Origin of the sequence: Erwinia tracheiphila, from assembly GCF_021365465.1 — a bacterium.
Lineage (GTDB): Bacteria > Pseudomonadota > Gammaproteobacteria > Enterobacterales > Enterobacteriaceae > Erwinia > Erwinia tracheiphila.
The window spans coordinates 2,714,116-2,727,781 of record NZ_CP089932.1 but is presented as its reverse complement, the minus strand read 5'-3'; the positions used below and the strand labels follow the sequence as shown (position 1 = coordinate 2,727,781).

The 13,666-nt window shown below is 49.2% G+C and carries 7 protein-coding genes and 5 pseudogenes; 6 read left to right on the top strand and 6 right to left on the bottom strand.

Annotated elements, in window-relative coordinates; all coding sequences use genetic code 11:
* Positions 1-34 precede the first annotated feature (34 nt).
* The 6 genes and pseudogenes from LU633_RS14415 to hxpB form a co-directional block, all read right to left on the bottom strand.
* The gene (locus tag LU633_RS14415; protein ID WP_046371791.1) at positions 35-1,075 is read right to left on the bottom strand and encodes an IS481 family transposase; all 1,041 of its coding nucleotides are present in this window, start codon (positions 1,073-1,075) and stop codon (positions 35-37) included.
* 305 nt (positions 1,076-1,380) lie between these two features.
* Positions 1,381-2,066: pseudogene (gene katE, locus LU633_RS26245) on the bottom strand (catalase HPII); the annotation flags it as partial.
* Positions 2,061-2,484: pseudogene (locus LU633_RS26240) on the bottom strand (catalase); the annotation flags it as partial. The pseudogenes katE and LU633_RS26240, both read right to left, overlap by 6 nt.
* Before the next feature lie 223 nt (positions 2,485-2,707).
* On the bottom strand, positions 2,708-4,105 hold the full coding sequence (locus LU633_RS14405; RefSeq protein ID WP_016189446.1) for an L-cystine transporter: 1,398 nt from the start codon (positions 4,103-4,105) through the stop codon (positions 2,708-2,710).
* A 161-nt stretch (positions 4,106-4,266) separates the two neighbouring features.
* Positions 4,267-4,857 (bottom strand): metal-dependent hydrolase, encoded by a 591-nt coding sequence (locus LU633_RS14400; RefSeq protein WP_016189445.1) that lies wholly within the window; start codon positions 4,855-4,857, stop codon positions 4,267-4,269.
* A gap of 140 nt (positions 4,858-4,997) precedes the next feature.
* Positions 4,998-5,635, bottom strand: a pseudogene (gene hxpB / locus LU633_RS14395) (hexitol phosphatase HxpB).
* 163 nt (positions 5,636-5,798) lie between these two features.
* Here hxpB and LU633_RS14390 point away from each other — a divergent pair.
* The 6 genes and pseudogenes from LU633_RS14390 (at position 5,799) to infC (ending at position 13,606) form a co-directional block, all read left to right on the top strand.
* Entirely contained in the window at positions 5,799-6,338 is a 540-nt protein-coding gene (locus LU633_RS14390; RefSeq protein ID WP_016189443.1) for a YniB family protein, read from the top strand.
* A gap of 842 nt (positions 6,339-7,180) precedes the next feature.
* Positions 7,181-8,139, top strand: a pseudogene (locus LU633_RS14385) (IS630 family transposase).
* A gap of 202 nt (positions 8,140-8,341) precedes the next feature.
* The gene (locus LU633_RS14380) at positions 8,342-9,097 is read left to right on the top strand and encodes a DUF481 domain-containing protein (RefSeq protein WP_016189439.1); all 756 of its coding nucleotides are present in this window, start codon (positions 8,342-8,344) and stop codon (positions 9,095-9,097) included.
* 316 nt (positions 9,098-9,413) lie between these two features.
* A pseudogene (locus tag LU633_RS14375) lies at positions 9,414-10,183 on the top strand (IS5 family transposase).
* 939 nt (positions 10,184-11,122) lie between these two features.
* Entirely contained in the window at positions 11,123-13,051 is a 1,929-nt protein-coding gene (thrS, locus tag LU633_RS14370) for a threonine--tRNA ligase (protein ID WP_016189436.1), read from the top strand.
* 3 nt (positions 13,052-13,054) lie between these two features.
* Positions 13,055-13,606, top strand: coding sequence for a translation initiation factor IF-3 (gene infC / locus LU633_RS14365; RefSeq protein WP_071598845.1), 552 nt, complete (start codon positions 13,055-13,057; stop codon positions 13,604-13,606).
* Positions 13,607-13,666 lie beyond the last annotated feature (60 nt).

The following is a 13,666-nucleotide window of genomic DNA, read 5'->3' as shown; positions in this document are numbered from 1 at the left end:
CAGTTACCGGTTATTTATACAGGTGTCTGTCAGATTACATCTGGTTCAGATTTTTTTCTGCCCAGACTCGTTTACCATCAAGTAACGTGGCCATTGGCGTACGCCCGCAGCACATTTTTCCCTGATGAGTTCGCTCATTATTGTAATGCCACAACCCGTTGTCCAGATCCGTTTGCAGGCTCTCCAGGTCTTCGTATAACTTCTTACGGAACGTAACCTGATAAAAATCCTGCAAAATAGTTTTATGGAAGCGCTCGCAGATGCCGTTCGTCTGCGGAGACATCGCCTTCGTTTTTGTATGGTCGATATCGTTGATGGCCAGATACAGCTGGTAATCATGCTGCTCCACCTTACCACAGTACTCCGTTCCCCTGTCGGTCAGGATCCTCAGCATCGGCAGTCCCTGAGCCTCGTAGAACGGCAGTACGCGATCATTGAGCAGGTCTGCGGCGGTGATCGGCGTTTTACTCGTATACAGCTTGCAGTGTGCCACTTTCGAGTACGTATCCACGAACGTCTGCTGGTAGATACGACCCACACCTTTCAGATTGCCCACGTAGAAGGTGTCCTGCGACCCGAGATAACCCGGGTGAGCAGTTTCGATTTCTCCGCTGGCCTCGTCATCGTGGGCCTTCTTCTCCAGCGCTGCGATTTGAGCGTCGGTAAGCACGATGCCTTCTCTGGCGACCTTTTCCTCAAGTGCCTTCAGGCGTTTACGGAAGTTCTCCAGGTCGTGCCGTTGCCAGATGGAGCGCACGCCGCTACCGGAGATAAACACGCCTTTTTTACGCAGCTCATTACTGGTCCGGTGTTGCCCGTGGGCCGGGAACTCAACGGCATATTCAACAACAGCGCGTTCAGTGGCTTCGTCGGCGCGGTTCTTCAGGTTGGGGACGCGGCGGTTCTGGTTAATCAGCGCATCGATGCCGCCTTCAGCAGCCAGTTCCTGATAACGGTAAAACGTGTCGCGTGACACGCCCATGATCTTGCAGGCTTTTGATACGTTACCGAGTTCTTCGGCGAGATTGAGCAGGCCGGCTTTGTGTTTGATGATGGGATTGTTAGTATGAATCATGAGAGTTACCTCGCGTTTTGTTTAAGGATTAGACACCCATATCAAAACCGGTAACTCTCAACCTTTCAAGGTCCAGTGTCAGATCAAGTCGCGACTAATACAACTTATCACCTTTTTCATACATTCTCCTGATTCAAACATTACTCCGGGCCAGCCAGAATACAAGCAGGAAAGCGCTGCTGCTGTCTGTTTCTTACAGAGCTTAACGTATTCTTAACTCTCGCTGCACTATCCCGCGCAGATTACCTCCCCATTGGCTGTCCTGACCGGCTCTGTGTGCCTGGACATCTCGAGTTAATACGGGCTTAAGCCGGAATACTCAGCGCTTTTTGGCTGCGGGACCAAATGTGATGCGCTGTCACTGCGGTCAGAAATTCACTCATTGGCGCACCCTCGGCTTTCATTTCAACAATCAGACCTTCCTCCTGCTGCTCATCTGTCAGGCCAAACTGCGATTTGAAACGCCGGGCGTCGCCGCTCAGGCCTGTCACGTTAAGATGCTTGTAGGCTTCCAGAAGGAAGTATCGTGCGTCGCCACTGAGCAGCAGAGCAGTGCGTCAATATTCCCGTCAGGCAAAATGACCGCGTCAAAAGTTAATGATGGCTGGTCGCTGAAGGTCGCACCAACGGGTAAATGGGAGCCGTCGTCGGCGCGTACTTGCCTCATATGAGGTGCCAGCAATTTGCCATGTACGCCATGTGCTTTCAACGCGTGCAGAATCGCCAGCACATAGGCAGCAGCCACGCCATCACTGAGCAACAGCGCAATCTGCCGCCCCTTTATTGAGCCACCTGACACTGCATACAAACTGAGGTTTGCATCTTTTTTCAGGCCGTTCACGTCCTTTGGTGGGGCGGTGTGCATTTTTTCCTCTGAGCGCGCGATCCCCAGATTCTCTGCCACGCTGTTAGCAAGTGACACATCAATATGCACCAGATGGTCAACGACGCGCTCGCGGATCCACATCCGGCACACCTTGCCGGCTGAGAAGCGCACGAAGACCTGCGCGTCTTCTCAGGAGAGCGTAAGAAATCTGCTTTTGTAATATCACTCATATCGCGATAGGACTGAAAATAATGGTGAACTGCGGAACCCCGGGCGTGGATAATTCGCTCCGGGGTACGTTCATGATCGAAGTGGGTGATTTTTTCACGCAGAATAAAATCTTCCAACAATATTGGCCCATGTGTTCCGGTGCGCAGTGAATTTTTATCGTTGGTTATACACGTTCCCTGATTTGTCATCAGAGGAAAATTTTCACTGCCCTTGCGAAACATCTCCAGTGAATCAATCTTTGCGTTGCTGGTTTCTGGTGCCTTCAGGCTAACGGGTACCGTGGGCTGCTTGCCCGGCCCCGTTTTTCAGCCACGGTTTTCCAGCTGCCCTCATCAGGAGCAAGCGAGTCCATTCCAGCTTCGCGGAATCAGGCCCGGTTAACGGGGTCTGATGAGTGATTTCCTTATTATCGGTTTCTTTCGACATGTTTATAGCTCCGGTAGCGGTCATTGCAGACTTCAGTGACTATAGATTCAGTCAGGCAAGTACGCCTGGAAAGAGCAGGGTTTAATTCAGGACGTAAAAAGGGCGGGGTAATATCCGCCCTTTGATGCAATAAATGCTTAAAGTATAAATCAGCGCGGAATTAATGTCGCATCGTTTTCTGCATCGCTGTGCAGACGTGAGGTATCCGTCTGTTTTAGCCACTGACTGGTCAGCGTGCCGGCAGTGATAGAACCGTTTACGTTCAGTGCGGTGCGGCCCATATCAATCAGCGGTTCAATTGAAATGAGCAGTGCGACCAGCGTGACTGGCAGGCCAAGAGTCGGAAGCACGATCAGGGCCGCAAATGTTGCGCCCCCCCCTACGCCGGCGACGCCAGCAGAACTGAGCGTAACGATGCCAACCAGCGTGGCAATCCACATCGGCTCGAAGGGATTAATACCCACGCTGGGTGCGACCATAACGGCCAACATTGTAGGATACAGTCCGGCACAGCCATTTTGTCCGATAGTGGCGCCAAATGAAGCAGCGAAGCTGGCGATGGATTCGGGAATGCCGAGGCGGCGCGTTTGCGCTTCCACACTTAGGGGGATGGTGGCCGCGCTGGAACGGCTGGTAAATGCAAATGTGATAACCGGCCATATCTTACGGAAGAAGTGTGCGGGATTCACACCGTTGATGGACAGCAATAACGCATGCACGGCAAACATAATGGCTATTCCCAGATAGGAAGCTACCACAAAGCCCCCGAGCTTAATGATTTCGTTAAGGTTAGAGCTGGCAACGACTTTGGTCATCAGCGCCAATACACCATAGGGCGTAAGTTTCATAATGAGGCGTACCAGCTTCATTACCCAGGCCTGCAATACGTCGATGGCTGCCAGCACGCGTTCACCTTTAGGCTTATCATCTCTGAGCAGATGGAGCGACGCCACACCGAGAAAAGCCGCAAATATTACCACGCTAATAATGGACGTAGGATTTGCGCCGGTGAGCTCGGCAAACGGGTTTTTAGGGATAAACGAGAGCAGCAGCTGTGGCGGTGACAGATCGGCAACTTTACCCATGTAGTTCGACTGTATAGCGGCCAGGCGGGCCGTTTCCTGTGGGCCCTGCACAAGGCCACTGGCATTCAGGCCGAACAGCCAGGTAACAAACACCCCAACCAGCGCAGATATCGCGGTGGTAAACAACAGCACACCAATAGTTAACGTACTGATTTTGCCCAGTGAAGAGGCGTTATGCAGACGAGCGACCGCGCTGAGAATAGACGCAAATACCAACGGCATGACAATCATTTGCAGTAGCTGAACATAGCCGTTACCGACAATGTTAAACCACGTGACAGATTCTTTCAGCACCGGGCTACCCGAACCATAAATAGCCTGCAGGCCGAGGCCGAAAACGATGCCAATAACCAGACCCGTTAATACCCGTTTAGACAGACTCCAGCTGGTGTTGCCAATTCTGGCGAGAATAACCAACAAAACGACAAATATCGTCAGGTTGGCCAGTAATGGATAGTTCATCCCTTGTCTCCAGTCGCTGCGGAAGATGACACTGCGTTGCGTAATCAACGCTATTGTTATTGCACAACCAGTGCTTAAGTTCGGGAATGGTATCAGCCAGGCAAAGTGTCGCTATATATCCAAAGGGCATGTCTTATAACCAAAGCTTGTTTATTGGTGGTTTAACCCGCATCTTGCTGGTGTAACAAACGACCAAGATTTTCCTGGAGTGAATTAAATATTTGTGTCGTCCAGCCTTTCTCTGCGAAAGGGGACATACCGGCAGGAAGCCAAATGGCATAAATGACCAGCGCGATACAGAACAGGCGTTCAAGCTGATTACCCTTCTGGCTGTTAAGCAATGGCAAGCGAAAACGCCAGCGACATGGCCATAAAAAAGGGACGCCAGCGGGAGTTAACATATCGGCGAAGATATGGCTGAGATAGCCCAGTACCAGCCCCTGAAAAGCATCGGGGGGAATCAGCAACTGCGAGGGGAGTTTGAGTTGCAGCAATGCCATGCCGCTAAGAACGGCAAGGAAGCTGTGCGTAAACCCGCGGTGGCCAAAGACGCGGGCTATGGGTTGTGAAACCCATTTAAAACGCTGGCCAAGAAATGATTTAGGATGATCGATGTCAGGCAACAGGCAGGTTAGCAGCGCGGCGGGCAGAATATGCCACCAGTCGCCGTTTGCCAGTTCAGGCGTAAGTTCAGCCTTCCTGGCAAAAATGGCGCTGGCAATCGCAAAAATAAGATGGCCCTCAGCCGTCATAATTATACCTGATTATTTCACTGTAAATTAATCCAGTATAGGGGATCTGTACAGTAGAATAAACAGGTTACGTTGTAACGAAAAATGATTTTCCCGTTACAACACCTTGTCAAACCAACAGCGTAGCGCTGCTTGACATATCATTTTCCCAGTAAATCGCTCGCGGTCAGTTCAAAAAGTGAGGCCAGTTGCACATCTGCCAGCGTCCAGCGAGGGTCGCCAGAACCACGATTGACCGCATCCGGGCTGCTTTGCTTGCAATCATGCCGTTGAATGAGCCTTCGGGCGTCACACAGCGAAGGGGATCCACACCGAGTTTGCTCCTGGGGGTGGGTTTACACAACGGCAGTGATTCTGCTGAAGTCAGCACATCGAAAGAGTGATGCAGATTAAACATTGTCAGCACGCGTTTCAGCATGGAAATCGGCGGAGCGGATACCAGACCAAATTTCAGCCCTTCTGCCTGACACCGTTGCAGGGCCTGTTCAACGTCGGGTAGCAAAGGGCGGGTTTCCTCTACCAGTTCCTGAGTATGTACAATAATACGGCGCGTGACTTCATGCTGGTCCGCGCCTTGCCAGGGAAGGCGCTCGTGCCACAAACTCACCACCTGATCGATGCGTAAACCCACGGTGTCAGGCAGCGCATCACGACCGGAGAGGTCAACGCTCAACTGAACCAGAATTTCCATCTCCGCCTGTTCCCACAAAGGTTCTGAATCGATCAGCAGGCCATCCATATCAAAGAGTGCGGCAAGAATGGTGCGAGAGTAGGGCATGGCTGTTTCCATCAAAAAAATAACCGACACCATAACAAATGTTATGGATATCCACACCTTCTGCCCGGCTGTACTGTTGAAAATAGCTGGCCCATTTTTTCAGGCACATTTTATTTCCTGAGGGTAAACTTATAGCTTCATATCAGGATGACAGGAAGAAAGCATGACATATCAGCAGGCTGGCCGGATTGCGATACTGAAACGTATTACTGGCTGGATTATCTTTATCCCGGCGCTCATTTCAACATTGATCTCACTAATGGGCTTCCTTGAAAAAAGCCGTGAAAAGCATGAGAGCATCAATGCGGTTATGCAGGATTTCTCACATGTAATGATTGATATGATTCGTTTTAATACTGGTTTCCTCAATGGATTCTGGCACAATTCTCCGGTACCGGATTTTAATCATGAGAGCAATATCACCTTCTGGATTATCTACGCTGCAATTTTCGTTGGCCTTGCATTACAGGCCTCCGCTGCCCGTATGTGGCGGCAGTCAAGACGTATTAAAGAAGGGATTGAAGATCAGCTGATTCTGGAAAAAACGAAAGGAACGGAAGGGCGCACGCGTGAACAGCTTGAAGAAAAACTCGCTCTGCCTGGACATACTATTTTTCTGCAATTTTTCCCGCTTTATATTCTGCCAGTAGCAATTATCGTAGCAGGCTATTTTATTCTTAAATTACTGGGTCTTATTGGATAACCGCGCTGAAGAAAACATCAGGCTGGATAAGGAAATTTCTGATTCAGCCTGTTACGCTTCATCAACATCAGGTTATCGCTCTTTATCTGGAATGATTATGATATAATGCAGTCCTTCAAGCGGGCTATAACACCGCCAGGCAGTAAATTATTTTAAAATAAGCGGCACACATTATTATTGTTCATGATGACACTTTATAAAAAGCAGCATAAGGGCAGCAGCTGTTCCGCTTAGTTTAACCGCATGACATTACGACAGGCATTAAGTAAAGGGTTTGCTCATATTAATGTATGGCCGCTCTGTGGTTGTCTGCAACCGCGTTGTTCATTACTGCACTGCGCCACTCACCTCCCTGAATAATGCAAAAGATCCTCCGGTCATCATTTTTGACAGGCAATTTCTGGTTAAATAGCGAGTACTCAGAGGGCGTAAAACGTTATTAGCACCATTGTTACAGGCAAAAACAGTTACCGGATGTGGCGCAAATCTCAAGCGCGGATTCCGCGTTATTTCTCGCCTGTGTTAAGACTAAAAAGAACGCCCCTGGTCTGCATAAACAGGGCCACCATGATGCTCAATGAATTAACGTCAGCATCCTGCCATAAAGGCCGGATGAATCATCACAGGGGGTAAAGCGGAACACAGTCAGTGACTCAATGTCAGGATGGTAAAGTGTTTCAAGAAAGTAGGCCTGATGTTAACTGACAATATTGCTATAGCTGCTTTACGCGCTATGGCCTGAATAGCAACGCCGGATAGTCGATCACTTTGAAGGAACTCAGCCCGGATTGTGCGATCTGAGCAATCGCCAAACCAAAACAAATCACCAACCGGACTGAGCGATGCAGGTCATCGCACCACTGCCCCGCAGTGAACGACGCCTGATGCAGAAAACCATCCATAAAACCCGCGATAAAAATTATGCCCGCAGACTGATCGCCATGCTGATGTTGCACCGGGGAGACCGTGTCAGCGATGCCACCAGAACACTCTGCTGCCCCGTTCATCTGCCGGACGCCGGATTAACTGGTTTACCCGGTCGGGCGTTGAAGGTCTGAAATCTTTATCCGCCGGGCGTTCCCGCCGCTGGCCTTACGAACATATCTGCACATTGTTACGTGAACTGATAAAGCACTTTCCCGGTGATTCTGGTTATCAGCGTTCACACTGGAGCACTGCGCTTCTGGCAATAAAAATCAACGAGATAACCGGCTGTCAGTTACATGCCGGGACAGTCCGTCGCTGGCTGCCGACAGGCGGTGTGGTGTGGCGCAGGTCCGCACCCCACACAAAGAAGAGAAAATGGCGGCAATAAACACGGCGCGGGTGAAGCGCAGCCGGGAGCATCCTGTGTTTTACGAAGATGAGGTGGATATCCATCTCAGCCCAAAAATCGGTGCAGACTGGCAGGTCCTCGGACAACAAAAACGGGTGGTAACAAAAAAATACTCTCTGGCAGGCGCACGGCATAGTGGCACAGGTAAAGTCAGCTACGTTGGCGGTAATAGCAAAAGTTCGGCGCTGTTTATCAGCCTGTTTAAGCACCTGGAGGCAGGTTACCGGTGTGCAAAAACAGTTACACTGATCGTTGATAACGGCATCATCCACAAGAACCGTGAAGTTCAGCGTGATTTACCCGCTGTGGGTGAACCGCGTTGAACGGTTATGGCAGGCGCTTCACGACACGATAACCGGGAATGATCAGTGCCGTTCAATGTGGCCACTGCTGAAAAAAGTTCGTCACTTTATGGAAACGGCCAGCCCCTTCCCTGGCGGGAAACATGGTCTTGCAAAAGTGTAGTAGTATCAGGCGCAAGTGTTTAGTACAACTCCTGAACTTTCCTGTGTTAATCAGATGACTCTGAGTTATGCTGTTATTTTGCCGTGAGTCTATCAATTGTTGCTATTTAATAAAATGTTACGATTATTACCTTAAATAACATTGATCGTCATTCAAAACGCTTCAGACTTATGCCTTTAAACTGTCGTACGGGTTACATTTAATGAAAGCGTTTAACAAGCTGTCTGTTGTACTTTTGCTCTCCGGGGGTGCCTTATGTCATCAGGCCATGGCGGACAACAACGTATTTACCGTCATGGACGACCCTTCTACTGCTAAAAAAACTTTCGAGGGGAACGCTGCTGCTGGATATCTGGCACAAACAGGTAATACCACCAGTTCCTCACTGACTGCCAATACCAACATGACCTGGTATCAGCCTTCTACAGCTTATAGCTTGTGGGGAAATGCCAGCAATACTTCCTCGAATGACGTACGCGCTTCTGAGACCTACCAGATTGGCGCCCGTACCCGCTACAATCTTAATTCTGCCGATTACCTTTTTGGTCAGGCAAGCTGGTTGAGCGATCGTTTTAACGGCTATGATGGGCGCTCCACTCTGGTTGTCGGTTACGGTCGCCAGTTACTCAGCGGCCCGGTACATTCATTACGTGTGGAAGCGGGTCCTGGCGTACGTTATGACGATTATCACGATGGCGGTCATGAAACGCAGGCGCTGGCTTACGGTGCGGTAAGTTATCAGTGGCAGTTAACCGATAACACCAAATTTGTGCAGGGTGTATCGGTGTTGGGTAGCGACGACACCACGGTGAACTCTGAAACCGGCCTGCAGGTGGCAATCAACAGCCATTTCGCGCTTAAGCTGGCTTACAACGTGACCTGGAACCAGAATCCTCCGTCTTCCGCGCAGGATAAAACTGACACCAAAACTACGGTTCAGTTATCTTACGCTATGTAAGACGGACTTAAGTAAGCGTTCCATTAGCTATATTGTTTGATAAAAATGCCTGACTTCCGTGTCAGGCATTTTTGTGTTTTCAGTAATCCATGAATTTAATGATGAGATAAAATGGACTTTATATTTCAGGCATTATCGATCATTCCTGGAACCAGCAAATTTCACCCTTTATAGTAAGTGTACTATTCTATTTTTCAGCAATTTTGCCAATGATATCTTCAGTCATTTCTATGCTTGAAATAATTGTCAGTGACTAAGAGCCTGTCCCAAAAGGCGTTATCGTATAATGTATCCCGGTCATATCTGAGGACAAAGCATGGCAGGTGGTAAAGGGCAGATTAGCGATGAACTCCGGGACAAAATCGCTCCGCTTATCCTGGAACACAAAACCCGCCATCCTCCGGGTACGCGCCGAAAACGTGTTAATAATCGGGCCGCAATGAACGCTATTTTCTTCGTCCCCAGCACAGCCTGTCAGTGGAATGCACTCAATGCCACAGGGATAGGTTCATCAGGCTCTGCGCACCGGCGCGTCCGGGAACGGAGAGACGCAGGTGTCTTCGGGCGTTTCTGGCAGAACGGATCACTGGCCTGTGAGCACCCGGACGGCACGGACTGCTAAAAAAACAGGACGCAACCCCACGGACAGAGGGAAACAGGGCGTAAAGCGCACTGATGACAGATGCCGGGGGGCTTCCTCTGTCACGGGTCGCAGCAGCAAACAGGCATGACATCAAACTGGTGGCGGACACACCCGGTGCTCTTAAGGCAGGACGCCCGGGGCAAAAACCCGGACTCTGCCCGGACAAAGGCGACGAAGCGCCCGGGCTGAAAACAGACCGGTTGAGCCGTCGTGACGAGCCTTAATATCCCGTCGTGTAAAGAGGGATCAGATGCCAGTAAAACCACGAACTTCAGTGCCCGTCGCCGGGTCGTCGGGAGGAGGCACAGCCGGATGAACCGGTTCGCCGGACCCTGACCCGACGGGAAAAGATGTCTGAGAATGACGGGGCCCTGTTGCATTTTTCCTGTGGCCTTATTGTCTGGAATAAAGTTCTGTTGAGACAGGCGCTAAAACAGAATTAACTTCACAGACCCTTAAGGAATTAGCTGGCACCGGCATCTGATGGCGGGAGACACAACGTATGATGCCAGGTGTCGCCATCTGATGGTTTGTGAAGTGTGATCAGCGAAACAGGCCTTAGCACTTTGCGTGCAGGTTGCCTGGTAAAGATGCTGCAGCGAGAAAAAAAGAACGTATCAGACTTTATCTCGGCATATTAAGCGTCAGTGGTATTCATTTAGTAAAATCCAATAAAATTAATCCCAATCCGCCGATTTCTTATCAGGCGCAAGTTTGGGTTGCATAAGGATAATATATACGCCAAACTTTCAGTTATATCAGATGATTTAAGGGAAGACCGGGCGCTGACATCCTCAGTAATATTGCCAGGATTTAACCTGCCTGAAAATTATGCCTCGTTAAATTACACATAAGCACGCCACCTTCATTGAATATTGCGAAGTGGTCACTCGGATAAACAGATATTAAGATCAAAGCCAATAAACCGGAAGCATACCAGCATGTTCTCAGTTCATCCTGAACTGAAATTATTGTACACCAGAAAAATCTTGTCAGGTTCTCCGGGTGGTTTGAGATGTGCCAGTCGGATTTCTGTGCCTGCCGGAAGGCAGTCGATCTGCTTAATGCGGACATGTTGGAAAAGAAAAGCAGCCGCCAGCAAATTATGGCCAGCACTATCGTGTTGCTCAAAGTGATCGGTGGGTAATCATCGTTGATTTTATTTGATTCTTTTCAGTATCGTGCATTCACGGGTCATCATGTGTAAAATGCTGCATTCTAAAGGTCTGTAACGAGCATGAACCCTTGAAGATATGTATCAGACTTGGCTGAAAATTAACAAATGTGAGTTGATTTAAGGTATTAACTGCTTGTTATTTATTTGAAATTTAATTTTGTATGTAGCCTTGCGTATGGGTTACCACTGCAGCTAAGGATGTAACATGCCTGTAATTACTCTTCCTGATGGAAGTCAGCGTACTTTTGAACGTTCAGTGAGCGTGATGGACATAGCTCAGGACATCGGTCCTGGCCTGGCAAAAGCCTGCATTGCTGGTCGCGTGAACGGCGAACTTGTTGATGCAGTTGACCCTATCAGCACCGATGCGAACGTTGCCATCATTACTGCGAAAGATGAAGCCGGCCTGGATATCATTCGCCACTCCTGTGCTCATTTGCTGGGCCACGCTATTAAGCAACTGTGGCCAGACACCAAAATGGCCATCGGTCCGGTTATCGATAACGGTTTTTATTACGATGTCGATATTGACCGTACGCTGACTCAGGAAGATATCGAGCTGCTTGAAAAGCGCATGCATCAACTCGCTGAAACTAACTATGACGTTATCAAGAAAAAGGTGAGCTGGCAGGAAGCGCGTGACGCTTTTGCTGCCCGTGGCGAAATCTATAAAATGACTATTCTCGATGAAAATATAAACCATGACGATCATCCTGGTTTATACCATCATCAAGAATATGTTGATATGTGTCGCGGTCCCCACGTGCCAAATATGCGTTTCTGCCACCATTTTAAATTGCAGAAAGTTTCTGGTGCTTACTGGCGCGGTGACAGCAATAATAAAATGTTGCAGCGTATCTACGGCACTGCGTGGGCAGATAAAAAACAATTGTCAGCTTATTTGCTGCGCCTTGAAGAGGCGGCCAAACGCGATCACCGCAAAATTGGTAAGCAACTCAATCTGTATCACATGCAGGAAGAAGCGCCGGGAATGGTGTTCTGGCACAACGATGGCTGGACCATTTTCCGCGAGCTGGAGATTTTTGTACGCAGCAAACTGACGGAATATGGCTATCAGGAAGTAAAAGGTCCACTGATGATGGACCGCGTGCTGTGGGAAAAAACCGGTCACTGGGAAAACTATAAAGAAGCCATGTTCACCACCTCATCTGAGAACCGTGAATACTGCATCAAACCAATGAACTGCCCAGGACATGTGCAGATTTTTAATCAGGGACTGAAGTCTTACCGCGACCTTCCGCTACGCATGGCTGAATTTGGTAGCTGTCACCGGAATGAGCCGTCCGGTGCCCTGCATGGCCTGATGCGCGTGAGGGGGTTCACTCAGGATGACGCGCATATTTTCTGCACCGAAGAACAGGTGCGGGCCGAAGTTAACAGCTGTATTCGCATGGTTTATGATATGTACAGCACCTTTGGTTTCGAAAAAATTGTTGTTAAATTGTCCACCCGGCCGGCAAAACGTATAGGCACTGATGACATGTGGAATCGCGCAGAATCTGATCTTGCAGCCGCACTGGAAGAGAACCAAATCCCGTTTGAATATCAGCCGGGCGAGGGTGCTTTTTATGGTCCTAAAATTGAATTTACCCTGCACGATTGTCTTGATCGCGCATGGCAGTGTGGCACGGTACAGCTTGATTTCTCACTGCCGGGCCGCCTGGGTGCTTCTTACGTCGGTGAAAATAACGATCGTCAGGTTCCGGTCATGATTCACCGTGCGATTCTGGGTTCTGTGGAGCGCTTTATCGGTATTCTTACTGAAGAGTACGCCGGTTTCTTTCCAACCTGGCTCGCTCCGGTACAAGTGGTGGTGATGAATATCACCGATGGTCAGTCCGAATATGTTGCAGAATTGACCCGAAAACTTCAGAATGCGGGCATTCGTGTAAAAGCGGACTTGAGAAACGAGAAGATTGGCTTTAAAATCCGCGAGCACACATTACGTCGTGTCCCTTATATGTTGGTCTGTGGTGATAAAGAGGTGGAAGCTGGCAAAATTGCCGTTCGCACCCGCCGTGGTAAAGATCTGGGCAGCATGGACGTAAATGAAGTGATCGCGAAGCTGCAGGATGAAATCCGCAGCCGCAATCTTCATCAACTGGAGGAATAAGGTATTAAAGGCGGAAAACGAGTTCAACCGGCGCGTCCTAATCGTATAAACAGAGAAATTCGCGCCAATGAGGTTCGTCTGAGCGGCGTCGATGGCGAACAAATTGGTATTGTCAGTCTGAATGAGGCTTTAGAAAAAGCTGAAGAAGCAGGAGTTGATTTAGTTGAAATCAGCCCCAACGCCGAGCCGCCCGTTTGTCGTATCATGGATTACGGCAAGTTCCTCTACGAAAAAAGCAAATCTTCTAAAGAGCAGAAGAAAAAACAAAAAGTTATCCAGGTCAAGGAAATCAAGTTCCGTCCTGGTACCGATGATGGCGACTATCAGGTAAAACTACGCAACCTGGTTCGCTTTCTGGAAGAGGGTGATAAAGCTAAAATCACACTGCGTTTTCGTGGTCGTGAAATGGCGCACCAGCAGATCGGTATGGAAGTGCTTAACCGCGTCCGTAAAGATCTGTGTGACGATATGGATTTGGCTATTGTCGAATCTTTTCCTTCAAAGATTGAAGGTCGTCAGATGATTATGGTGCTCGCTCCTAAGAAGAAACAGTAGGCCATAAAGTAATATGAATCGCGGCGGCTTTAGCCGCAGTGTTTTTTATTCGCCTGTCTG

Coding starts and splice junctions, on each gene's coding strand:
- LU633_RS14415 (WP_046371791.1), bottom strand. CDS start 1,075: ATGATTCATACTAACAATCCCATCATCAAACACAAAGCCGGCCTGCTC.
- LU633_RS14405 (WP_016189446.1), bottom strand. CDS start 4,105: ATGAACTATCCATTACTGGCCAACCTGACGATATTTGTCGTTTTGTTG.
- LU633_RS14400 (WP_016189445.1), bottom strand. CDS start 4,857: ATGACGGCTGAGGGCCATCTTATTTTTGCGATTGCCAGCGCCATTTTT.
- LU633_RS14390 (WP_016189443.1), top strand. CDS start 5,799: ATGACATATCAGCAGGCTGGCCGGATTGCGATACTGAAACGTATTACT.
- LU633_RS14380 (WP_016189439.1), top strand. CDS start 8,342: ATGAAAGCGTTTAACAAGCTGTCTGTTGTACTTTTGCTCTCCGGGGGT.
- thrS (WP_016189436.1), top strand. CDS start 11,123: ATGCCTGTAATTACTCTTCCTGATGGAAGTCAGCGTACTTTTGAACGT.